Annotated in this window: 23 protein-coding genes; 14 read left to right on the forward strand and 9 right to left on the reverse strand. The window is 69.9% G+C overall.

What is annotated here, in order from left to right; translation table 11 throughout:
- Positions 1 to 102 precede the first annotated feature (102 nt).
- The 5 genes from ACZ7SW_RS46335 to ACZ7SW_RS46355 all read left to right on the forward strand — a co-directional run bounded on the left by ACZ7SW_RS46335 (position 103) and on the right by ACZ7SW_RS46355 (position 4,330).
- Positions 103 to 513 (forward strand): phage holin family protein, encoded by a 411-nt coding sequence (locus ACZ7SW_RS46335; RefSeq protein ID WP_470236758.1) that lies wholly within the window; start codon positions 103 to 105, stop codon positions 511 to 513.
- Complete coding sequence (locus ACZ7SW_RS46340) at positions 510 to 830, forward strand: DUF3618 domain-containing protein (RefSeq protein WP_470236759.1); 321 nt, start codon at positions 510 to 512, stop codon at positions 828 to 830. The genes ACZ7SW_RS46335 and ACZ7SW_RS46340 overlap by 4 nt, the downstream gene beginning before the upstream one ends.
- Positions 824 to 1,096 carry a DUF3040 domain-containing protein gene (locus ACZ7SW_RS46345; RefSeq protein ID WP_470236760.1) on the forward strand — a complete coding sequence of 91 codons (273 nt, stop codon included), beginning with the start codon at positions 824 to 826 and terminating at the stop codon, positions 1,094 to 1,096. The genes ACZ7SW_RS46340 and ACZ7SW_RS46345 overlap by 7 nt, the downstream gene beginning before the upstream one ends.
- Before the next feature lie 82 nt (positions 1,097 to 1,178).
- The gene (locus tag ACZ7SW_RS46350) at positions 1,179 to 2,969 is read left to right on the forward strand and encodes an APC family permease (RefSeq protein ID WP_470236761.1); all 1,791 of its coding nucleotides are present in this window, start codon (positions 1,179 to 1,181) and stop codon (positions 2,967 to 2,969) included.
- 212 nt (positions 2,970 to 3,181) lie between these two features.
- A complete protein-coding gene (locus ACZ7SW_RS46355; RefSeq protein ID WP_470236762.1) occupies positions 3,182 to 4,330 on the forward strand; it encodes a M48 family metalloprotease in 1,149 nt (382 codons plus the stop codon).
- A 56-nt stretch (positions 4,331 to 4,386) separates the two neighbouring features.
- Here the strand turns inward: ACZ7SW_RS46355 and ACZ7SW_RS46360 are convergent, their stop codons facing one another.
- Together ACZ7SW_RS46360 and ACZ7SW_RS46365 are read right to left on the reverse strand one after the other, a co-directional pair.
- A complete protein-coding gene (locus ACZ7SW_RS46360; protein ID WP_470236763.1) occupies positions 4,387 to 4,746 on the reverse strand; it encodes a darcynin family protein in 360 nt (119 codons plus the stop codon).
- 16 nt (positions 4,747 to 4,762) lie between these two features.
- A complete protein-coding gene (locus tag ACZ7SW_RS46365; RefSeq protein ID WP_470236764.1) occupies positions 4,763 to 5,644 on the reverse strand; it encodes an NAD(P)H-binding protein in 882 nt (293 codons plus the stop codon).
- A 113-nt stretch (positions 5,645 to 5,757) separates the two neighbouring features.
- On the opposite strand from ACZ7SW_RS46365, the gene ACZ7SW_RS46370 reads away from it, so the two are divergent.
- Positions 5,758 to 6,696, forward strand: coding sequence for a LysR family transcriptional regulator (locus tag ACZ7SW_RS46370; RefSeq protein ID WP_470236765.1), 939 nt, complete (start codon positions 5,758 to 5,760; stop codon positions 6,694 to 6,696).
- A gap of 380 nt (positions 6,697 to 7,076) precedes the next feature.
- Positions 7,077 to 7,691, forward strand: a complete 615-nt coding sequence (locus tag ACZ7SW_RS46375; protein WP_470236766.1) for an SRPBCC family protein — start codon at positions 7,077 to 7,079, stop codon at positions 7,689 to 7,691.
- Positions 7,692 to 7,718: 27 nt separating this feature from the next.
- Here ACZ7SW_RS46375 and ACZ7SW_RS46380 read toward each other — a convergent pair whose 3' ends face one another.
- The 3 genes from ACZ7SW_RS46380 to ACZ7SW_RS46390 all read right to left on the reverse strand — a co-directional run bounded on the left by ACZ7SW_RS46380 (position 7,719) and on the right by ACZ7SW_RS46390 (position 10,526).
- Entirely contained in the window at positions 7,719 to 8,135 is a 417-nt protein-coding gene (locus tag ACZ7SW_RS46380; protein ID WP_470236767.1) for a hypothetical protein, read from the reverse strand.
- Between the two features lie 118 nt (positions 8,136 to 8,253).
- Positions 8,254 to 9,429 carry an iron-containing alcohol dehydrogenase family protein gene (locus ACZ7SW_RS46385; protein WP_470236768.1) on the reverse strand — a complete coding sequence of 392 codons (1,176 nt, stop codon included), beginning with the start codon at positions 9,427 to 9,429 and terminating at the stop codon, positions 8,254 to 8,256.
- Positions 9,426 to 10,526 carry a mandelate racemase/muconate lactonizing enzyme family protein gene (locus ACZ7SW_RS46390; protein WP_470236769.1) on the reverse strand — a complete coding sequence of 367 codons (1,101 nt, stop codon included), beginning with the start codon at positions 10,524 to 10,526 and terminating at the stop codon, positions 9,426 to 9,428. Before ACZ7SW_RS46390 ends, ACZ7SW_RS46385 begins: the two co-directional genes overlap by 4 nt.
- A 58-nt stretch (positions 10,527 to 10,584) precedes the next feature.
- Between ACZ7SW_RS46390 and ACZ7SW_RS46395 the strand changes: the two genes are divergently transcribed.
- Entirely contained in the window at positions 10,585 to 11,385 is an 801-nt protein-coding gene (locus tag ACZ7SW_RS46395) for an IclR family transcriptional regulator (RefSeq protein WP_470236770.1), read from the forward strand.
- Positions 11,386 to 11,459: 74 nt separating this feature from the next.
- The gene (locus ACZ7SW_RS46400; RefSeq protein WP_470236771.1) at positions 11,460 to 11,897 is read left to right on the forward strand and encodes a hypothetical protein; all 438 of its coding nucleotides are present in this window, start codon (positions 11,460 to 11,462) and stop codon (positions 11,895 to 11,897) included.
- Between the two features lie 161 nt (positions 11,898 to 12,058).
- Here the strand turns inward: ACZ7SW_RS46400 and ACZ7SW_RS46405 are convergent, their stop codons facing one another.
- Positions 12,059 to 12,700, reverse strand: coding sequence for a TetR/AcrR family transcriptional regulator (locus ACZ7SW_RS46405; protein ID WP_470236772.1), 642 nt, complete (start codon positions 12,698 to 12,700; stop codon positions 12,059 to 12,061).
- Between the two features lie 90 nt (positions 12,701 to 12,790).
- On the opposite strand from ACZ7SW_RS46405, the gene ACZ7SW_RS46410 reads away from it, so the two are divergent.
- From ACZ7SW_RS46410 to ACZ7SW_RS46425, 4 genes are read left to right on the forward strand one after another with little or no spacing between them, the layout of a single operon-like run.
- A complete protein-coding gene (locus tag ACZ7SW_RS46410) occupies positions 12,791 to 14,158 on the forward strand; it encodes a flavin-containing monooxygenase (protein ID WP_470236773.1) in 1,368 nt (455 codons plus the stop codon).
- Between the two features lie 2 nt (positions 14,159 to 14,160).
- Positions 14,161 to 15,036, forward strand: coding sequence for an alpha/beta hydrolase (locus ACZ7SW_RS46415; RefSeq protein ID WP_470236780.1), 876 nt, complete (start codon positions 14,161 to 14,163; stop codon positions 15,034 to 15,036).
- Complete coding sequence (locus tag ACZ7SW_RS46420) at positions 15,033 to 16,103, forward strand: saccharopine dehydrogenase family protein (protein WP_470236774.1); 1,071 nt, start codon at positions 15,033 to 15,035, stop codon at positions 16,101 to 16,103. Before ACZ7SW_RS46415 ends, ACZ7SW_RS46420 begins: the two co-directional genes overlap by 4 nt.
- The gene (locus tag ACZ7SW_RS46425) at positions 16,100 to 16,252 is read left to right on the forward strand and encodes a hypothetical protein (RefSeq protein ID WP_470236775.1); all 153 of its coding nucleotides are present in this window, start codon (positions 16,100 to 16,102) and stop codon (positions 16,250 to 16,252) included. The genes ACZ7SW_RS46420 and ACZ7SW_RS46425 overlap by 4 nt, the downstream gene beginning before the upstream one ends.
- Before the next feature lie 108 nt (positions 16,253 to 16,360).
- Here ACZ7SW_RS46425 and ACZ7SW_RS46430 read toward each other — a convergent pair whose 3' ends face one another.
- From ACZ7SW_RS46430 to ACZ7SW_RS46440, 3 genes are read right to left on the reverse strand one after another with little or no spacing between them, the layout of a single operon-like run.
- Positions 16,361 to 18,658: an FtsX-like permease family protein gene (locus tag ACZ7SW_RS46430; protein WP_470236776.1), complete on the reverse strand. Its 2,298-nt coding sequence runs from the start codon at positions 18,656 to 18,658 to the stop codon at positions 16,361 to 16,363.
- Positions 18,655 to 19,344 (reverse strand): ABC transporter ATP-binding protein, encoded by a 690-nt coding sequence (locus tag ACZ7SW_RS46435; protein ID WP_470236777.1) that lies wholly within the window; start codon positions 19,342 to 19,344, stop codon positions 18,655 to 18,657. The genes ACZ7SW_RS46430 and ACZ7SW_RS46435 overlap by 4 nt, the downstream gene beginning before the upstream one ends.
- Entirely contained in the window at positions 19,344 to 19,865 is a 522-nt protein-coding gene (locus tag ACZ7SW_RS46440) for a PadR family transcriptional regulator (protein WP_470236778.1), read from the reverse strand. Before ACZ7SW_RS46440 ends, ACZ7SW_RS46435 begins: the two co-directional genes overlap by 1 nt.
- Before the next feature lie 358 nt (positions 19,866 to 20,223).
- On the opposite strand from ACZ7SW_RS46440, the gene ACZ7SW_RS46445 reads away from it, so the two are divergent.
- Positions 20,224 to 20,514, forward strand: coding sequence for a DUF1918 domain-containing protein (locus ACZ7SW_RS46445; RefSeq protein ID WP_470236779.1), 291 nt, complete (start codon positions 20,224 to 20,226; stop codon positions 20,512 to 20,514).
- Positions 20,515 to 20,966: the final 452 nt, after the last annotated feature.

Genomic DNA, 20,966 nt, shown 5'->3' on the forward strand with positions numbered 1-20,966 from the left:
GTGCACCAGGCCGTTCTTTCCTAAGACGTCGAACGTCTGGAGCCAAACAGGCCTCAGCCACGAGCTGGAAGAACTACCCCTACTACCGATTAGGAGGAAGCCGTGCTGGAGGAAATGAACCGCACGCCCGCGCGGGAGAAATCCACCTCGGACCTCGTCGCCGATCTGACCGGTGAAATCAAGCGCCTGCTCCAAGACGAGCTCCGTTTGGCCATGGCCGAACTCCAGGCGAAGGGCAAGCGCTTCGGCGTCGGGGCCGGGCTCGTCGGGTTCGCCGGTGTGCTGGCTCTTCTCGGCGGCGCGACCTTGATCGCCGCGGCCGTGCTCGGACTGGCGCTCGTGCTGCCCGGCTGGCTGGCCGCGCTGATCATCGGCGGCGCGGTGCTGCTGGTCGCGGCGCTCGTCGCGCTGGTCGGCGGCAAGCAGGCGCGCCGCGCTGGCGGGCCGGTGCCGGAGGAGTCCGTGGAGAGGGTGCGCGAGGACGTCGAGACGATGAAGCAGGTGCGGTCATGACCGAACGCAAGGTGGAAGAGGCGCGCGCGGACCGGGACGTCACCCGCGAAGAACTGGCCGAGACCCTGGACGCGCTGGGACACAAGCTGGACGTCCGGAAGCGGGCGGGCGAAAAGGTCGACGAGACGATCGACCGGGCGGTCGAACAGGTGGAGAAGACCGTCTCGGCCCCGGCTGCGGAGAAGGTCCGCGCTGGTGCGGAGGCCGTCCGGAACAACCCGCTCCCGCTGTTCGCGGCGGTCTTCGGCAGCGTGTTCGTGCTGCGGTTCCTGATCCGCCGCCGGCACGCGCACCGGAAGCAGGGCGGCGCATGCTGACCGATCGGGAACAGCGTGCGCTGAACGAAATCGAACGCGGTTTGTCCGGCACGGATCCGCGGCTCGGCGCCAAGCTGGCCTGCGGATCGGGCCGTCGGCGCCGTTCCGTGCTGGAGGTGCTGGCGATCGTCACCAGCGTGGTGCTGACCGCCACCGGCGCGTTCGACTCGCGGCCGGGCATGATCGTGGCCGGGGTCGTCGGGCTCGCGGTGCTTGTGGGCGGGCCGTTCGCGGTGCGGCATTGGAAAGCCGGGTCCTCTCGCTGACCCGTACGGCGTTCGCTAGATCACTGTCAGGAAATCGTCAACGACCGTCCCGTGAGCGCGTCCCGGGGGCCAGCCTGACTGGGTGACCGCAACTCTGTCCCGCCCGGAAACACCGCGAGCCGCCGACCGGCACCGGCTTTCCGTCGTCGGCGGCCTCGCCGCGCTGTCCCTCGACGCGATGGCGTCGGTTGCCTACGGACCCGAGGCGATCGTGCTCGTCCTGGCCGTCGCCGGCGGAACGGGGCTCGGCTTCACGCTGCCCGTCACGCTCGCGATCGCCGTCCTGCTCGCCGTGCTGACCCTGTCGTATCGGCAGGTCATCGCCGCGTTCCCGGACGGCGGCGGGGCCTACGGCGTCAGCCGCGCCCACCTCGGCCGCCGCGCGTCGCTCGTCGCCGCCGCGTCGCTGATCGTCGACTACGTGCTGAACGTCGCGGTGTCCGTCGCCGCCGGGGTCGCCGCGCTGACGTCGGCGTTTCCCTCGCTGCTGCCGTACAAACTGTGGCTTTGCCTCGGCATCCTCGCGCTGATCACCGGGATCAACCTCCGCGGCATCGCCGAGAGCGCGCGGGCGTTCATCGTGCCGACCGCGGTGTTCGTCGGATCGATTCTCTTCGTGGTCGTGGTCGGTCTCTTCCGCGACACTCCGGCCGCGAGCGTCGCCAGCGGGCACCTCCCGAGCCTCCAGACGGTCGGAATTCTGTTGCTGCTCAAGGCTTTCGCGAACGGCTGCGCGGCGCTGACCGGCGTCGAGGCGATCGCCAACGCAGTCCCGTCTTTCCGCAAACCGCGCGTGCGCCGGGCGCAGCGGGCAGAGGTCGCGCTCGGCGGGCTGCTCGCGGTGATGCTGCTCGGGATCGCCGTGCTGATCGGGAAGTTCTCGATCCACCCAGTCGACGGCGTGACCGTGCTGTCGCAGGTGACCGCCGCTTCGCTCGGGAACGGTTTCGGTTACTACGTGGTGCAATTCTCCACCGTGGTCCTGCTGGCGCTGGCCGCGAACACTTCCTTCGGCGGGCTTCCGGTGCTGGCGCAACTGCTCGCGAAACACAACAACCTGCCGCACGTTTTCGCCTTGCGCGCCGAACGCCAGGTATACCGCTACGGCGTCGGTTTCCTCGCTGTCGCTTCGGCTTTGCTGCTGGTTCTCGCGAATGGCGACATGAACACTCTGGTGCCGCTGTTCGCGATCGGCGTGTTCGTCGGTTTCACCCTTTCCCAGATCGGAATGGTGCGGCATTGGTTCGGCGCACGCCCGCGCGGCTGGCGCGGGAAGGCCGCGCTCAACGGTTTCGGCGCGCTGCTCACCGGGCTCGCCGCGATCGTGGTCACCGCGACGAAGTTCGGCGAAGGCGGCTGGCTGATCGTGGTCGCGCTGCCGGTGCTCGTACTGCTGATGGAATGGGTCCACCGCGATTACCGGCGCATCGGCGACCGGCTCGAACTCGGGCGCATCCCTGCCCCGCCGCGGCCCAACCGGTCGCTGGTGGTCGTCCCGGTCCACACGGTGTCCCGGCTGACCCGCGACGCGCTCGCCGCCGCGCTGTCGCTCGGCGAGCACGTCGAGGCCGTGCACGTGACGCATCCCGAGGAGGAAGCCTCCGCGCGCGAGTTCGTCGAAGCGTGGGAACAGTGGCACCCGGACGTCACGCTGGTCCAGCTGCACGACGAACGCCGCCGCCTCGGCGAGCCGATCGTGGAGCACCTCCGCCGGCACGCCGGATGCCACGTTTTCGTCCTGGTCGCCGAGGTCGAACCGGAACACGTCTGGCAGCGCGTCCTGCAGAACCGCCGCGGCGCGGTGCTGGCCCGCGTGCTGCGCCGCCGCACGGAGGCGGTCGTCTGCCGGATGCGCTTCCGGGTCAAGGCTTAGCCGAGCCCATTTCGTCCCGTTTTCCCGAATGCCCGTTTCTCGCGGGCCGCCGCCGCGTTGCCCGATAGTACTTTCGGCCGATGACCGCAGGGCGAAAACCCGCCGAAAGGCGTGGGCCATCCCGGGGGTCTTTCCCGCGCCCCGGTTTCCGCGCCCAAGATCGTCTTAGGGTTGGGCGTACTTCGTGATCTTGAAACCGGAATGAGGGGCCCATGCGGAAACGGACCAGAATTCTCGGCAGAACGCTCGCGGCGGCGGGCACCCTCGCGGCGCTGACGATGGCCACGGCCGTCCCGGCGATCGCGGCACCGCAGGCGAAAGCGGCCGAACCGACTTCGGTCGAGCAGGACATCGCGCAGCTGTACCAGGACGTCGAGGACCTCTACAACGGGTTGCCCGCGAACGCGCTGCGCGGCGTCGACCCGCTGTTCGACTCGCCGGTGAAGCGGCCGGGCCAGCGGGCGCACGCCGCGCAGGGCCCGATTCCGGGCTGCACCGAGGGTTCGCTGCTGACGTATGCGAACAAGCTCGCCTCCACGCTCACCCCGACCGAGGGCCAGGCGCTCAGCGCGCTGAGCGCGATCGGCCAGCTCTACACCCAGGCCGTCGCCAGCGACAAGACCCCGCAGGTCTTCGGCACCGACGGCCAGTACACGCCGCGCGCCGGCTCGACGATCGACAAGCTGCGCGGGTTCTGGGACATCGAGAGCTGGAACATCCAGCTGGTCGCCTGGAAGGGCACCGACCTGGGCAGCCAGGACCGCACCACGCAGACGTTCAAGCTCGGCCTCGACCCGAAGCGGGCGGCCGAGGCGGGCGCGCTCGCCACCAAGGTGCTCTACGAGGTCCCGGCCCTGCAGGGCGGCCGCCACCCGCTGCTGACCCTGAACGCGTTCTCCGCCCCGGCCGACAGCCTCGGCGGCAAGCGCATCATGCTCGGCGACGGCCTGCTCGACGTGGTCAACCACCTCGGCTTCGACGACGTGTCGGTGGAAGCGGTCGTCGGCCACGAGTACGGCCACCAGGTCGACTTCGCGCACAACAACTACCCGCGCGACGAGTCCGGCGAAATGGGCCCGGACGCGTACGGCGGCTACTTCGGCGCACACGCCAAGGGCGAGGCGTGGAATGCCCGCACCCAGCAGGAGGTCACCTACCTCGACGCCTCCATCGGCGACTGCTTCCACAGCCACGGCACCCCCGACCAGCGCAAGGCCGCCGGCGCGTGGGGCGAGAAGCAGGCCGTGAGCCAGAACAACCCGAACCGGATCATCCCGTCCGCGAAGATGATCGAGAAGTTCCAGAAGGAATACCCGAAGCTGATGCCGCCCGCGACGGCGGCGCTGGCCGCGGCGCACTGATCTCGCTCTGCCCGGGCCCCGTCTCCGCTTCCTGGAGACGGGGCCCGTTCGCGTGCTCAGGTGGCGATGGTCGCCAATGGGTCCAGGCCGTACGTGCGGGCGTAACCGTTCTCGGTGCCGACAAGCAGGTCGACGACCTCGAAATACCGGTCCCAGAAGGGAGTTTCCCGCAGCGCGTCGATCAGGAGCTGATAGGCGTGGTGGTCGTCGGCCTCCCAAACCCAGACGTCGGTGACGCGCGCGGAGTAGAACTCGGTGTCGTAGAAGCGCGATCGGACGCCGGTGGTTTTCGCCTCGATCGCGGGAACGACTTGGGTGGCGAAGGCGCCGGCCCGTTCCTGCGGGGTCAGGGCGAGCCATTCCGGCGTGGTCTTGACGAGCAGGAACGCGGTCACCGGTGTTTCCTCTGTGGACATTGCGGATCCTTCCGGGTCAGGCTTCGAAGGCGGGCTTGAGGGTTTCGGCACACCACTGTTCGAAAGTGGTCGGAGACGCCGTGTCCGCGGTGCGCGTGACGCCCGCGTCGAGGCCGTTGTCCTTGGCATGCTTCATATCCGCGATGCCGTGGACGAAGGTTTCGTTGAGGCCGTAGCCGATCAGGGTGCTGCGCAGGTCGTCCAGCGACTCGCGCTCGTAGCGGACCGGAAGGCCCAGCCGCTCGGTCATGATGCGGGCCAAGTCGTTGGGAGACAAGTCTTCCGGCCCTAGGACCGGAACGTCGGCGAAACCGGTCCAGGGCCGGTCCCGCAACAGCCGAGCGGCGACCGCGGCGATGTCCGCGACGGCGACGAGCGGGGCTTTGCGGTCCGGGTCCAGCACGTCGGCGTAGACGCCCTTCTCCCGGATCGAGCCGACCTCCTCCAGCAGATTCTCGAAGAAGGACGGATTGGCCAGCGCCCGGTACGCGACGCCGGTCCCCGCGATCAGCTCGTCCATCGCGAGCGACGCGGTGACCAGTCCGGCTTGATCGGCGACCGCCGTGCCGCGTCCGAGCGCCGAAACACCGACGACATGTCCGACACCGTGTGCGGCGAACGCTTTCGCGGCCGGGCCGGTGAAGCCGCTCCAGCCGTCCGCCGGAGTCCGCGTCGAATCCGGCGGGACCACCCAGAACACCGCGTCCGCGCCCGCGAAGGCCCGATCGACCACCTCGGGGTCGCCATGCGAGCCGACGACGACCTCGACGCGCTCGCGCACCGGGTCCGGGAGCCGGGCGGGGTCGCGGACGATCACCCGCAGGTCCTCGCCCGCGTCGACCAGCAGGCTCAGCACCCGGCTGCCGATGTTTCCGGTAGGGGCAGTGATGACGATCATGAAAACCTCGTGGATTAGGGCCGATGGGTACGCCCTCGATCCTGCTGAGCGCCGCCGTGATGCCACAATGGGAACTTCGGCACGCAATCCTTGCCTGAAATGGAATTACCCTGGTGAACAGCCTGAATCCGGCGATCGACGCCAACCTCGCCGTCGCTTTGGACGCCCTGCTGACCGAGCAGAGCGTCACCCGCGCCGCCGCGCGCCTGCACACCTCGCCGGCCGCGATGAGCCGCACCCTCGCCCGTTTGCGCCGGATCCTGCAGGACCCGCTGCTGGTCCGGGCCGGGCAAACCATGGTCCCCACGCCGCGCGCCCAGTCCCTGCGCGAGGAGACCGCCGCCGTGGTGCACAGCCTGCGCGCGCTGCTGAGCCCCGGCACCGTCGTCGACCCGGCGACCCTGCGCTCCACCTTCACGATCCAAGCCGCGGACCTGGTCGGCGCCGCCCTCGCCGTCGGCCTCCTTCGGCTCACCAGGGAGGAAGCCCCCGGGATTTCCCTGCGCGTCCGGGCCGAGGAATGGGAAGCCGGTTCAGCCCTCCGAGACGGACGGCTGGACTTGGAGGTCGGCTCCATCGACCACGTCGACCCCGAAACCGAGGTCGAAGAGCTGCTCACCCTGCGCATGGTGGCCGCCGTCCGCCCCGGCCACCCCCTGGCCGAAAAACCCTTGACTCCCGCCCTGCTGGCGGCGGCCGACCACGTCGCGGTCAGCCGCCGCGGCCGGTTCACCGGCCCCCTCGACGCGGCACTGGCCGAACACGAACTCCGCCGCCGCGTCGCGGTCGTCCTCCCGAGCCACCTGGCCGCCATGACGCTCGCCGCGCGCAGCGATGTCGTCTGCCTGATCCCCGCGTCGCTCCCCGGCGAGCCCCCGTCACCGCTCACCGCCGACGCGACCGCACTCGGCTTGCGGCTTCTCGACACTCCGGTTCCGTTGCCCTCCTTGAAGATCGGCATGGCCTGGCATCCGCGCCAGTCCGCCGACGGAGCACACCGCTGGCTCCGCGACGCGGTGCGGCGGACGCTTCGCGCGAGCCAAAGCCCGTGAGGGGAACCCCGAGGGACGCTGATTCCCGCAGGGTTCCCCTCACGGCTGTTTCCGCTCTGCCGGTACCCAGCGGGAGCCGGACGTCTGTGCGATCTCAACCGGCTTTCGCCCTGACGGACGTCTTCCTTCAGACCTGACGCCCGCGGAGGGTCGCGACCTGCCATTGCCCGACAGTTCGTCCACTGTGCTCATCCGCCCGAATCCCGCCGGACCGCACGGCGAAGTCAAGCGAGCCGGCCGGTCGAGCACAGCAGTGATCGCGCGGCTCGCGTGCCACACCGACGCGGGGTTAATACCCTTCACTTTTCCTATTGACCTTCACCAGCGCTGAGCTATAGAGTTTCACCATAGTTAATCCCATTAACCATGAGGAGAGCCCCATGCGCAGCACCGACCCGTCCATCCCTCGCCGCCGAGGTCTGCGGACCGCCCTGGTCGCGGTCCCGCTGACACTCGCCGCCGTCCTCGGAGCCGCACCGGCCCAAGCCGCCTCAGGTCACGCTCCCGCTTCCCTGACCTGCCAAGGCCGAGGCGTCGACCCGGCCGCGAAAGCCCGTCACCGGGCCGAAATCCTCGTCCACGCGCCGTTGCGCGCGATCTGGCACCTCCAGACCGACGTGGAATCCTGGACGTCCTGGCAGAAACCCGCCGCCCCGATGACCGTGCGACGCCTGGATCCCGGCCCGCTGCGAAAGCATTCGCAGTTCCAGGCGACCGTCCACGTGCCCACGACTCCCCCGAGCACGGTGGTCATCAGCTCCACCGTCCAGCAACTCCAGCGCGGCAAGTGCCTCCGCTGGACCGGCCCCGCCGACAGCGCCGGCTACCACATCGACGGCGTCCACGTCTGGACCTTCACCCCCGTCCGCGGCGGCGTCCTCGTCCGCACCGAGGAAAGCCACGCCGGCCCCCAAGCCGACCCGACCTCCGACATGGGTCTTGAAACCTGGCTCGCCGACCTCAAAACCGCCGCCGAAGCCGGGCACTGCCACTGACCGCGCCAGCGCCAGCATCATGGGAAGTCAGGCAGACTCCAGCCGGAGCACAGCCGCGTCGTACTGACCGCGCGCGAACCGGAACGGCCCGAACCCGCGGTAATCCCGCTTCCGCCGATGCGGTTGCGCGAACGAATCCCAGACGACCTCGTCACCGGTCACCGTGATCCGCGCCAGCAGCGGCCAGCAGCCCCACTCCCCGCACGAACAGGCGAGCAACGGCGTGGTGCCTTCCGCGAAGCCGAGGCCATGGAAGTGCTCGGTCATCGTGCCCTCGAATCGGCCCGGAACCAGGCCGCCGTAAGCACCCCCGGCCGGGGACATGCCTTCAGCGAGTTCGAACCGGTCGATCAAGTCGGTGAGCGCGACGTCGTCGACGTAGGGCACCGCGACCGGACCGCCTGTCTCGGCGGGCGGATGGAATGCGAAGCGAAGCGTGGCCACCACCCGGATTGTCCCCGAGCCTCACGACGGGGTTTCGTCCGGGCTCCAGCCGTTCGGCAAGAATCTCCGTCACCCGCTCGCGCGAGTCACGTCCGACATCGCCGGTTTCCCGCGCCGGTTACCAGGTTGCGCGGAGAATCCCGGTCACGTCCGCCGCCGAGACCTCGCGCGGGGTGTTCGCCAGCACCCCGTCCGCGAGGGTGTCGGCCACCAGGTCCGGCAGATCCCCTTCGCTGATGCCGAATTCCCGCAGCCGCCCGGACAGTTCGACGTCCGCGACCAGCCGTTCGATCGCCGTGATCGCCGCGTCCGCGTTGTGCGCGAGCGATTCCCGCGCGTCGGCGACGCCCAGCGGTTCCGCCAATCGTGCCAAGCGTTCCTCCCGCACCGCGCGGTTGAACCGCAGGCATTCGCCGAGCACCAAAGCCAAAGCCTGGCCGTGCGGCAGGTCGAACCGGCCGCCGAGCGAGTGCCCGACGCCGTGCACCACGCCGAGCCCCGTCGTCCGCATCGCCAGGCCCGCGGTGTGCGCGGCCAGCATCAGGTTCGCCCGCGCCGCCAGGTCTCCGCCGGAGGCGACCGCGCGGCGGAGATTCTCCGCGACCAGGCGGACGGCTTGCAGGTCCAGACCATCCGCCCAAGGATTCGGCCGGGCGGAAAGAAAGGACTCCACCGCATGGGTCAGGCAGTCGATCCCGGCCGCGGCAGTCGCGCGGGGCGGCAGGCTCAGCGTGAGCACCGGGTCGAGAAGTGCGTACCGGGCAAGGCAAGTCGGCCCGCCCAGGTAGCATTTGCGCTGCTGCCGCGGATCCGTGATGACGCCGAGGTCGTTGCATTCCGAACCGGTGCCGGAAGTGGTCGGGATCGCCACGATCGGCAACGCGGGCACCAGATCCGCCGAATCCTCGGTGCTCCAGCTCAATTCGGTCGCCGGACGGTCGTTGGCCGCGGCGAGCGCGATCGCCTTCGCCGCGTCCAAGGCGGACCCGCCGCCCAGCGAAATCACCGCCTCAGCACCGGCGGCACGGACGAAAGCGCCGCCCGCGTCGACGTCGTCGGTGGTCGGATTCGGGTGCACCTCGGAGAAAACCTCGACCGCCAAACCGTCTTGGCGCAATAGCTCCGACGTCTGCTCCGGCAACGGGGTCGCGACCAGCCCGCGGTCGCTGACCAGCGCAACCTTCCGCACCCCGATTGTCCGGACCAATCGGGGCAGTTGTTCGACGGCACCGGCGGCGAAGGCGGCAGCCGGATAGGGGCCGATTTCGATGGCCGGGATCTGCGTCTCTGTCATGGCTTCCTCCCGAACCGCTCCTCGTCGACAGCGATGCCAAGCCCCGGTGCGGACGGCACGCGCAGGAGGCCGTCCGCGTCGATGTCCAGCGGGGCGGCGAGCAGGAAATCGCGCCGTCGCGGTGTCCAAACCGGTGGGTCGTAAGGGAATTCGAGATACGGCCCGCCGCCGACGCCCGCGGTCACGTGCAGGTTCGCGAGCAGGCCGAGACCGTTCGACCAGGTGTGCGGCGTGAAGAGCCGGTTGCGCGCCAGCACCAGTTCGGCGAGAGTGCGGGCGCGCAGCATTCCGGCGGCGAGCGCGACGTCCGGCTGATAGACGTCGAGGGCGTCGGATTCCACCAGGTCCAGCAGCTCGCTGAAGGTCCGGACCATTTCTCCCCCGGCGACGCGGATCCCGGTGTCCCGCACCGCGCGCAGGCCGGGCCGGTCGTCCAGCGGCAGCGGTTCTTCGAGCCAGAACACGTCGAGTTCGCGCAGCGCCTCCGCGAATCGCCGGACGGCCGCCGGGTCGAGCGAAGGCCGCACGTCGCCGGGCATCCGCCACGCCTGGTTCAGGTCGGCCATCAGCGTCATCTCCGGCCCGACCGCCTCGCGGACCGCCCGCATGGTGCGGATCCCGCCGGCGAAATCGTCCGCGGCCAGCCGGATCTTCGCCGCTTGAAACCCGCGGTCGCGGATCCCGGCGAGCACCTCGGCCCGCTGCTCGGCGGGCAGGATCCGGCCGGTCGACGCGTACGCCGGGATCGCTTCCGCGGCACCGCCGAACAGCGTCGCGACCGGGACGCCGAGCACCTTCCCGATGACGTCCCACAGCGCGATCTCCAGCGGCCAGTAGCGCCCGGCGTGGAACGCGATGGTCTCCAGCGCCCGCACGTGCCTGCTGATCGCCATCGGGTCCTGGCCGAGGAACAGCTCCGCGTACGGCTCGAAGCCGGCCATCGTGTCACCGGAGCCGTAGCCGACCACGCCCTCGTCGGTCACGACCTTGACCACCGTCGCGTCGAACCGCGTGCGGGGAACCGGATCCCACGCGGCGTCGAACGGCGGATCGAGCGGCAGCGTCCCGGGCAGCAGCTGGATGTCGGCGATCTTCACTCCCCGGACGGTAACCGCGGATTGACGCTCGCCCAATCGTTGTTGCACAGTCCTCAACATGGCGAACCAGCGCACCTACGGCTCGGGCCTCGTCCGCGACGTCGACCTGCTCGAAGTCCTCGCGCTGCCGGAAGCGCGCGACGGACTCGGCGTGTCCCGAGTCGCCGAACTGTCCGGCCGGGACAAGGCACAGGTCTCGCGAGCCCTCGCGACGCTCGCCGACGCCGGTCTGGTGTCGCGCGACGAACACACCCGCGCGTACCGGCCGGGCTGGCGGCTGTTCGCGTTGGCCACGCACGCCACCGAAACGCATCTCGCGCACCTGGCCGCGCCGTTTCTGCGCACGATCGTGGCGCGGCTGAACGAAACGACGCATTTGTGCGTCCTGCGCGCCGGCCAGGTGTTCACCCTCCGGAGCGAACTCGCGTCACACGCTTTTCGCGGACTCGGATGGGAAGGCGTCGGCGTCGATCCGTTCACGACCTCACCCGGACGGGTGTTATTGAGCGAATGGGACGAGGAAACCGTCGGGCAATGGTGGCGGACCTTCGCCGGCGCCGCCGCGCATCCGCTCCCCGACCTCCCCGGCGCCGCCGCGGAACCGCCGCCGCTCACCCTCGGCCAGCTGACCGCGAAGCTGGCGGGGATCCGGAAACGCGGCTACGAAACGGTGGACGAGGAGTTCGAGCCCGGGCTGGTCGGCGTGTCCGCGCCGGTGTACGGCTTCCGCGGCGACCTTGTCGCGGCGGTCAACGTGTCCGCCCCGAAATCGCGCCTCGGCGAACGACTGCCCGCGGCGGGCCGCTTCACCCGCACCGTCGCCGACCGGATTTCCGCCGCGCTCGGCGCTCCTCGCTGAACCCGCGGTCTGCACGGCCCCGCACCGTTCATTTATGCTTCGCCAAAGCGTCGTTTTCCCGGCAGGTGGTCGCCATGTACGAAATCCCGCCCACTGCGGCCATGCAACGCTGGTCCGTCTCGGTCGACGGGACCAGCGCGATCTTCGCCTGCGCGCCGTGGCTCGAGGACCACACCGCCGACCGCGTGCTGCCGCGAGTGTGGCCGGGCCGCGGACTGGGCGTCAGCGACACCGACACCGCCGGTTTCGCCGCCGCGGTCGCCGAGACGATGAAGGCCCCGAACTACTGGATCGCCAGCCACGCCGCCGCGCGCGCCTGGCAAGACCAGCCGTGGTCCCCCGCCCGCCGCGACCAGGACGACGGTTTCGTCTACTTCGCCGGACCGTGCGGGGACGCCGGTGCCGCGGTGGGCTACCGACCGGCTTATCACCTGCCGCTCGCTTTGCGCGACCTGCGCGGGCTGCGGATCAGGCTGGCGGCTTACCTGCGCGGGGCTCGGGTGCTGAGTTGAGCGGGTAGGTGCGACCAGCCGCACCGCCTCGCGGCTGACCCCGTACCGCTCGATCAGCTCCGTTTCCGAGCCGAGCACCGATCCGACGCGCCGGCCGCCGGTTGCCGCGCGAGTCAATACCACGGCGGATTTCCCGCGAACCGCGATTGCTTCCGTCTCGTTCAGCGGAGATACGGCGCCAGCATCGCCCCGGCCAGCCGGCGCGCGGTCGCCGCCGCGTGCGCGGGACCGCCCTCGACCAGGCCGAGCAGCGGGTCCAGCCCCTCGACGTGCGGCGCCAGCGCCAGATGCGGCAAGACCAGCAGCAGCAACGACAACACGATCTCGACATCGGTGTCCGCGCGCAGCTGCCCCGCCGCCACCGCGCGTTCGACCAGCGGCCGCAGCACCGCCAGATAGTGGCTGTTGACCGCCTCGCGGACCGGCGTGCGAGCGACCGGATCGGGTTCGAGGTTGGCCGCCGCGGTCATCGCGCGTTCGAGCGGATGGTCGTAGAAATACCGCACCCACGCGTCGAGCAGCAGGTTGAGCGAGCCGGCGAAGTCCTTGTCCCACGGGAGCTTCTCGATCTCGGCCTCCATGGCCGCGCGGATCCGCACGCTCGCCAGTTCGGCGAGGTGGACGTACATGTCGGCCTTGTCGGCGAAGTACTGGAAAAGGCTGCCCTTCGACACGCCGGCCTCGCGGCAGATCGTGTTGAGGCTGCCGCCGCTGAAGCCGCGCGCCGCGAACTCCGCCTCCGCCGCCGCCAGCACGGCCGCCCGCCGCTTCTCCGGCAGCCGCTCCCACGTTCCCGTCGGCACCGCCGACCTCCTCTTCTTGACTCTCCCCGCACTCCGATCGTACTCTATGACCAGTGGTCATATGACCACTGGTCACAAGAAGGAGAGCGCATGTCCGCGCACAGCTTCCGGGTCTGCGTCGTCGGCGCGGGCTCGTCCGGGATCGCCGCCGTCAAGGTGCTCGCCGAGCGGGGCATCGCGGTGGACTGCTACGAGCTGTCCGACCGGGTCGGCGGGAACTGGGTGTGGGGCAACCGCAACGGGGTCTCCGCCGCTTACCGGTCCCTGCACATCAACACCTCGCGGCAGCGGATGGAGTTCAGCGACTTCCCGATGCCGCGGAATCTGCCCGACTTCGCCCGGCACGACCAGATCGCCGACTACTTCGCGGCGTACCTGAAGCATTTCGGCTTCGGCGACCGCATCCGGTTCGGCACCGGGGTCACGCATATCGAGCCGAAACCGGACGGCAGCTTCGCGGTGACACTGTCCACAGGGGACACCGAACGGTACGACGCGGTGCTCGTCGCGAACGGCCACCATTGGGATCCGCGGTGGCCGGAACCGATGTTCCCCGGCGCCGAAGGATTCCGCGGCGAGGTGATGCATTCGCATTCCTATACCGAGGAAAACCAGTTGGCCGGACGGCGCGTCGTGGTGGTCGGCATGGGAAATTCCGCGATGGACATCGCGGTGGACGCCTCGTATCACGCCGCGGAGACGTATCTGTCCGCACGGCGCGGCGTGCACGTGATCCCGAAATATGTCTGGGGCAAGCCGTATGACCAGATCGCCGGCAAGGAATGGCTGCCGTCCGCGCTGCGCTGGCCGGTCGCGCGCCGGTTGATGGCCGCCGCGACCGGGCCGATGACGCGGTACGGGCTGCCGGAGCCGGATCACAAGTTCGCGCAGGCGCATCCGACGATGTCCAGCCGCATCCTCGACCGGCTCGCCCACGGCGCGATCACGCCGGCGCCGAACATCGAGCGGTTCGACGGCGACGACGTCGTGTTCACCGACGGCCGCCGGGCCGCTGCCGACCTGGTGGTGTTCTGCACCGGGTACAAGATCAGCTTCCCGTTCTTCGACCGGGGTTTCCTCGATCCTTCCGGCGACAACGAGATCCGCTTGTACCGGCGGCTTTTCCATCCGACCGTGCCCGGATTGTATTTCGTCGGACTGGTGCAACCGCTCGGCGCGATCATGCCGATCGCGGAACGGCAGGCGTTGCTGATCGCCGATCACCTGCAAGGCCGCTACCACCTGCCCGGCGCGGCCGAAATGGAGCGCGAAATCGACACGCACCGGCGGCGGATCTCGCGGCGGTACGTCGCGTCCAAACGACACACCATCCAAGTCGACTACGACGACTACATGCGCGACCTTCGGCTCGAACGGCATCGCGGGGCGCGTCGCCCGGCGGGTCGCACCCCCGCTGACCGCCCGGTGGCCAGCGCCCGAAAGGAGCTCCCCGCGTGAACGTGTCATTTCCGGTCGACGGCAGCCAATGCGCAGCGACACTTTACTTGCCAGCGAACGAAAACCCGCCCGTCATTGTGATGGCCCACGGGCTCGGCGCGGTCCGCGAAATGGGGCTCGCCGCGTACGCCGAACGCTTCACCGCTGCCGGTTATGCGTGCCTGGTGTTCGACTACCGGCATTTCGGCGACAGCGAAGGCACTCCGCGCCACCTGCTGTCCTCGCGAAAGCAACTCGCCGATTGGACCGCCGCGATCGCCTACGCTCGAACGCTCCCCCAGGTCGACGGCAACCAGGTCATTGCCTGGGGCACGTCCTTCGGCGGCGGGCACGTCCTCAGCACTGCCGCGAACCGTCCGGCCGGGCTCGTCGCCGCGATCGCGCAATGCCCGTTCACCGACGGGATCGCCTCCGCGCTGGCCATGCACCCGGCCAGTTCGGCGAAGGCCGCGGTCGCCGCCGCTCGGGACATCGTCGGGCATTGGCTCGGACGGCCGCCGCACCTGATCGCCACCGCCGGTCCCCAGCGAGGCACCGCGCTGATGACTGCGCCGGACGCCGAACCGGGGTATCTTGCGCTCGTGCCGCCGGGCAGCGATTTCCGCAACGAGGTCGCGGCTCGGGTGGTGTTCGACATCCTGCGATACCGGCCGGGTCGCGGAGTTGGACGGATCGAGGTGCCTACGTTGTTCGCGGTGTGCGAGAAGGATTCCGTCGCTCCTTCGGGGCCGACGCTGCGGTACGCCGCCCGTGCGCCGCGCGGCGAAATCCGCACCTATCCGGACGGGCATTTCGCCATCTACCAAGGAGATCCGTTCGAACGCGTGGTCGCCGATCAAATCGACTTCCTCCGCCGGCACGTTCCGGTGACGGCATGACCGGGCGGATCGTGGTGTTCGGAGCGACCGGCTACACCGGTGGCCTGGTCCTGGAATCACTGGCACGACGCGGTGTACGACCAGCTCTCGCCGGACGCAACCGTGCCGCGCTGGAGGCTCTGGCCGCGGAGAACGACGACCTGGAGACCGCGGTCGCGGACGTCAATGATCCTGTGAGTCTTCGGGCGCTGGCCGGACCAGGGGACGTTCTGATCGCCACAGTCGGCCCGTTCGACCGGATCGGCCACGCCGCCGCGCAGGCCGCCGCCGACACCGGGGCGCACTATCTCGATTCCACTGGCGAGGTCGGTTTCGTTCGCAATGTCCATTCTCGACACCATGAGCGAGCGGTCGAGACTGGCGCGGCGATGGTCCCGGCCTTCGGCTACGACTACGTTCCGGGAATCCTGGCCGGTGCGCTGGCGGCGCAGGAGGCGGGCGACGGCGTACGCACGCTGGAGATCGGGTATTTCGCGACCGGGCCGCTTTATCGCGGGTTGAGCCAAGGCACCCGCACGACCATGCGGGACGGGTTGAGCTTGCCTTCGCTGCGGTGGCGGGGGCGGCGACTGGTCGAAGAACGGACCGGCAGCCGGGTGCGCGCGTTTCCCGTTCGCGAGCGGTCGCGATCGGCGTTTCTGTTCTCCGGCACCGAAGTGCTGTTCCTGCCGGGGAACTTTCCGTCGCTCGACGAGGTCACTGTCTACAATGGATGGTTCCCGGCACTGAGCCGGGCGATGCCCGCGGTTTCCGCGCTGACCGCGGTCGCCGGGCCAGTGGTGCGGGCGGCGAGCGGGCTGATGAAGGGTCCGTCCGGAGGGCCGGACGCGGCCGCGCGAGCGAAAACCGGCGCGCGGGTCGTGGCGGTCGCCGATTCCCGGGTCGAGGTACGGCTTGAGGGGCCCAACGCGTACACGCTCACCGGGGAACTGCTTGCCTGGGCCGCGATTCGGCTGAGCGCCGACGGGCCGGTGAAGCCGGGAGTGGTGGGGCCGGTGGACGCGTTCGGGCTGGAGCCGCTCCGGGACGGGTGCGCGGAACTCGGGCTGGTGCGGCAGGAATCGTGAGGGACCACGCCACGCCGCCCGATTCGCTCGCCACGGCAAGGAGGTCGGCCGCCGCGAACTCCGGGCAGACGCCGGGCTGGTCGATCCCGCGGGAACCGCATGACCTCGCCGAGTTCGGAGAGGTGTCTTCACTGGGACAGGAGTCGTGAGGGAACCCGCACGGACACCCACCGGCCGCCCGCGAAAGCCGTGAAGGGCTCCTTGCGGGAATCTGATTCCCGCAAGGAGCCCTTCACGGACTACCCCACACCCCCGGTCTACTCCGAGCGCAGCGTGTCCAGCCTCGTCACCTGCCGCAGCAGCGGCAGCGTCAACGCCGTCACCAGCAGCACCGCACCGACCGCGGCGCCAGCCAGCCCGGCCAGGACCCCGCCGTCCACCATCATCGGCATTTTCGCCAGCCGCAGGATCGGTGCCGTCAAGCCGAGCCCGGCCCCGACCGCCAGCACCACCCCGACGACGACCGGAACCGCCGTCTGCCACAGCGATCCCCTGGCCAGCACGCCGATCGGCACGCCGGACGCGGACAGCGCCGCCAGCGGACGCCGTCGTTCGCTGATCTGCTCGATCGACAGCATCAGCAGGCTCATCGCGGCCACCGCCAGCACGAACAGCGACGCGGTCAGCAGCACCGCGCGGAAGCTCGCCAGCATCCGGTCGTCGCGGCCGGAGTAGTCGGACATGTAGTCCGTCTTGCTGACTTCGGCCTTCCACGCCAGCGGGCGCACGGCGGTCGCGACCCGGTCGATCAGCGCGTCGGCTCCGCCGGGGCCTTCGACCAGCAGTTGCAGGTAGCCCTCCGGCGCCTTGATCTCGCCGAGCGCGCTGGGCGTGACCAGCAGTTCGCTGGCCGACGCCTTCGCGTCGTTGCTCGACGATACCGCCCGGATGCGGTCCGGAGCCGTCCACTTCGGACCGGGGACCTCGTTGCCCTTGCGGTAGCCGGTCATCTGCAACTCGCCCTTGGGGACGGGCTGGGACGACGAGCCCGCGACATAGAAGACGTCACCGTCCGCGCAGTCGCCGATGTTCGCCTGCGTCTTCAGCGCCACGCAGTCCCCGAGAGTCCCGAAGACATGCTGTTCACCGGACCTGAACTGGATGGATTCGGCGCTGTGCACGCCAGTCACCCCGGCCACCCCGGACAGCCGCTGCCGGACCTCGGCCTCGTGCGCGGCCGTCGTTTGCACCCGCACCGGCGCGGCCGCGACGCCGTCCGGCGCGTGGTACGACCTCGAGCTGCGGTTGGTCATCGACGTGAGCACGCCCTGGATCAGGATCGTCCCGGCCAGCACGACGACCAGCCCGGACACCACCCGGCTGGCGGTGCCGCTGTCGAGCTGCAGCCGGCGCACCGCGAGCTGCCACGACGGCGGGCCGCCCCGCAGCCGTTCCACGATCCGTTCCACCAGCCACGGCAGCAGCGCCGCGACGCCGACGAGCAGGAACACACTGCCCACGGCGAGGGCCATCGCCGCGGCCTGGTCCCCCGACCCCGGCGAGACGACGAGCGTCCCCAGCAGGAACACCACGCCGATCCCGGTGATCGTCCAGCGCCACCACATCCGCCGCCGCACCGGTTTGCCCTGGCGGACCACGCCGAGCGGTTCGACGATCGTCCGGCGCAGCCCGAACAGCGCCGAGCCGACCGCGAGCCCGGGCACCAGCAGCACGATCACCAGCAACGAAATCCACGACGGCGTGAAATCGTCGGCGAACACGCGGAGGCCGAACGGCAGCCAGTCCCCGATGAACGGACGCAGCGCGTAGAACAGCGCACCGCCCGCCACGAGCCCGATCACCGCGCCGACCAGCGATTCCGCCGCCGCGACCCGCTTGATCTGGCGGGCGTCCACCCCGATCAGCCGCAGCGCGGCGAGCCGCCGTTCGCGTTGCGCCGCGCCCATCCGCGACGCAGTGGTCACGAAGATCAGCAACGGCAGCAGCAGCACCGCGGCGATCGGCGCGACGACCATCCACATTATCGCCGACAGAGCGAATCCCTCGGCGGGCTTGCCATAGGAGTAAACGCTGCTGGCGTTCTCGCCCTCGGCCTTGATTTCCGCGGCGGTCGACCCGTAGTACGCCGTCAGGTCGGCGGCGTCGCTCACGCCCGGCTCGGCGATCTGGCCGACCACGGTTCCCGGCAGCCGCGCCTTGATCGACGCGCCGTCGGCCGAGTTCAGCTTCTCCGCCAGCGCCGGCGACACGATCACCTCGCCCGGCGCGGGCAGCCGGGAAAGCCCCGGCGGCACCGGCGAATTCGGCCCGGTCGGCGCCACCGCGGTCAGCTGGAGGAAGTCCGCGCCGACCGACGGGTACCAGCGGTAGGTCGCCAGCGGCGCGATCCCCTCGCGCGGCGAGGTGTCCTGCTTGATCGCCGCCGCCCGGTCCGCCCGCGCGTTCACCAGGTGGCTCACCGAGGCGGCGGGCAGGAGCACGGCGACCGCGAGCGCGATCCCGAACGCGGTCATCGCGAGCCGCAGGAGTGCCGATCCGGACATCCGGCCGCCCCCGACGGCCAGCCGGAGTCCCAGCAGCAGATCCCGCGTCATGCGACCAGCTCCCGGTCGACCGTGCGCCCGTCCCGCACCACGATCTCGCGGTCGGAGTACGCCGCGACCCGCGGTTCGTGGGTCACCAGCACCACCGCGGCGTGCGTTTCCCGCGCCGCCTGGGTGAGCATCTGCATGACCTTCTCGCCGTTGAGCGAGTCGAGCGCGCCGGTCGGCTCGTCGGCGAAGACGACCTTCGGCCCGGTCACCAGCGCCCGCGCCACCGCGACCCGCTGCGCCTGCCCGCCGGAGACGTCGCCCGGTCGGCGCTTCGCCAGGTTGTCGACCTCGAGCCGGGCGAGCCATTCGGTCGCCTTGGCCTCGGCGGGCCCGCGCTTCGCCCCGGTCAGCCGCAGCGGCAGCGCGACGTTCTCCAGGCAGGTCAGCTCCGGAACGAGCTGGCCGAACTGGAACACGAAGCCGAACTCGGTGCGCCGCAACGCACTCCGGCCCTTGTCGTCCATCGCGACCAGGTCCTGGCCGCCGTAGGTGATGGCCCCCGAGTCCGGCCGGACGATCCCGGCGAGACAGTGCAGCAACGTCGATTTGCCCGAACCCGACGAGCCCATGATCGCGAGCACTTCCCCCGCCGAGACGGCCAGCGCCGCCCCGTCGAGCGCCCGCGTCTGGCCGAACGATTTGTGCAGCCCGTTGCCCGCGAGCAACGGAGTTCCCGGCCTGGTCATCAGCGCACCGCCTTCTCGAGTTCGCCGAGCCGGGCCGCGGTGAGCTCGAGCCACCGCAGGTCCGCCTCGAGGTGGAAGAGCGCGTGGTCGCAGATCAGCTGATCGGCGAGGTCGCCCTCGTACTTCCGCTTCGTGAGCGAGCGCATCACCTTGAGGTGCTCGCTGCGCTGGACGTCGAGCACGTCGGTGGCGTCGCGGCCGGACAGCAGCGCGAGGACCACCTTCGTGTACAGCGTGTTCTGCAGGTACGGCTCCGGGTTCTCCGGAGTGCCCAGCCACGTCTCGACGTCGGTGACCCCGGCGTCGGTGATCGTGTAGCGCTTCCGCTCCGGCCCATCGCCGCTCTCGACCCCCGCGACCTCGACCATGCCGTTGCGCAGCAGGCGCGACAGCGTCGAGTAGACCTGGCCGTACGCGAGCGGCCGGTCGTGCCCGAACTGCTCGTCGTACGCCCGTTTCAGGTCGTACCCGTGTCTCGGACCCGACTCGAGCAACCCGAGCAAGGTATGTGAAACCGACATTCCCCTGTTCCTCCCTTGACCCCGGAATCCCGGGGGTGAAGATCACTATACAGCAGAGGTATACGCGCCGTGTATACCTCTGCAGAATAGTGCATTAGCGCAGGTCAGGAAGTTTTATCGGCGCGCCGGCGGGGAGCGGCTACTTCCGCTCGCCGAGGTCTGCCCGGAGGCGCGTCAGGAGGTCCGCAGCCGTCTTCGCGCGGTCCGGCTCCCGGCTCGCGATGGTGCGCGCGAGGGTGTCGGTCACGAACCGGACACGAAAAGTTACTTGCTTACACCCGATGGGACTACTTCGAGGTTTCACGTCCCGCGCGGTGAGGTATCGCCCCAGGCGTCGCTATCCGGGATAGGAGGAACCATGCACGCACAGCGCGGAGATTGGCTGGTCGTGAAGGGAATCCACGTGGACGTGCCGGAGCACCGGGGCCGGATCACGGCCGTGGGCTCGCCGGAGGGAGACCCGCCGTTCACCGTCCGGTGGGAGGGCGCGGACCACGAGTCGACGGTGTTCCCCGGACCGGACGCGATCGTGGTGACCGACGCCGAGATGACCGCCCAGAACGCACACGACCGCGAGCGGGCCGAGGGGCTGGGGGCGTTGCAGCAAACGCAAGCAGCAGTCCGTGAGGGGAACCCTCACAGACTCTGATTCCCTCAGGGTTCCCCTCACAACCCGCCCCCGCCCCCGCAGCCGCGAACCCAACGCGCCAGCCATCCAAGCCCCACGCACCCACTTGCCCAACCGCACCCCCAACCTCACTGGCCACTCCACCCAAGGCCGCGCTCCCCAAGGCAACCCGCGAACCCAACTGCCCATGCCGCGCCCACCCAAAGCAACCCGCGAGCCCAGCTGGCCATGCCGCCCCACCGAAAGCAACCCGCGAACCCAACTGCCCATGCCGCGCCCACCCAAAGCAACCCGCGAACCCCACTAGCCACCCCACCAAAGCCGCGCTCCCACCCACCAAACCGCCACCCACGCACCCAACTCACCACGCACCCACACCACCCCCGCACCCCGATACGAAGCCAAAAACACGGCGCGGAGGGGGTTTTTGCGGGGGCCTTTCCGCCTTGACAAAAAACTCCGCGCCGGAGTTG

This window comes from Amycolatopsis sp. NPDC114484 (assembly GCF_055633755.1).

What these genes read in the sequence shown, in the direction of transcription:
- ACZ7SW_RS46340 (WP_470236759.1), top strand. Translation starts at nt 510, where the DNA reads ATGACCGAACGCAAGGTGGAAGAGGCGCGCGCGGACCGGGACGTCACC.
- ACZ7SW_RS46345 (WP_470236760.1), top strand. Translation starts at nt 824, where the DNA reads ATGCTGACCGATCGGGAACAGCGTGCGCTGAACGAAATCGAACGCGGT.
- ACZ7SW_RS46355 (WP_470236762.1), top strand. Translation starts at nt 3,182, where the DNA reads ATGCGGAAACGGACCAGAATTCTCGGCAGAACGCTCGCGGCGGCGGGC.
- ACZ7SW_RS46360 (WP_470236763.1), bottom strand. Translation starts at nt 4,746, where the DNA reads ATGTCCACAGAGGAAACACCGGTGACCGCGTTCCTGCTCGTCAAGACC.
- ACZ7SW_RS46365 (WP_470236764.1), bottom strand. Translation starts at nt 5,644, where the DNA reads ATGATCGTCATCACTGCCCCTACCGGAAACATCGGCAGCCGGGTGCTG.
- ACZ7SW_RS46375 (WP_470236766.1), top strand. Translation starts at nt 7,077, where the DNA reads ATGCGCAGCACCGACCCGTCCATCCCTCGCCGCCGAGGTCTGCGGACC.
- ACZ7SW_RS46385 (WP_470236768.1), bottom strand. Translation starts at nt 9,429, where the DNA reads ATGACAGAGACGCAGATCCCGGCCATCGAAATCGGCCCCTATCCGGCT.
- ACZ7SW_RS46395 (WP_470236770.1), top strand. Translation starts at nt 10,585, where the DNA reads ATGGCGAACCAGCGCACCTACGGCTCGGGCCTCGTCCGCGACGTCGAC.
- ACZ7SW_RS46400 (WP_470236771.1), top strand. Translation starts at nt 11,460, where the DNA reads ATGTACGAAATCCCGCCCACTGCGGCCATGCAACGCTGGTCCGTCTCG.
- ACZ7SW_RS46410 (WP_470236773.1), top strand. Translation starts at nt 12,791, where the DNA reads ATGTCCGCGCACAGCTTCCGGGTCTGCGTCGTCGGCGCGGGCTCGTCC.
- ACZ7SW_RS46420 (WP_470236774.1), top strand. Translation starts at nt 15,033, where the DNA reads ATGACCGGGCGGATCGTGGTGTTCGGAGCGACCGGCTACACCGGTGGC.
- ACZ7SW_RS46430 (WP_470236776.1), bottom strand. Translation starts at nt 18,658, where the DNA reads ATGACGCGGGATCTGCTGCTGGGACTCCGGCTGGCCGTCGGGGGCGGC.
- ACZ7SW_RS46435 (WP_470236777.1), bottom strand. Translation starts at nt 19,344, where the DNA reads ATGACCAGGCCGGGAACTCCGTTGCTCGCGGGCAACGGGCTGCACAAA.
- ACZ7SW_RS46440 (WP_470236778.1), bottom strand. Translation starts at nt 19,865, where the DNA reads ATGTCGGTTTCACATACCTTGCTCGGGTTGCTCGAGTCGGGTCCGAGA.
- ACZ7SW_RS46445 (WP_470236779.1), top strand. Translation starts at nt 20,224, where the DNA reads ATGCACGCACAGCGCGGAGATTGGCTGGTCGTGAAGGGAATCCACGTG.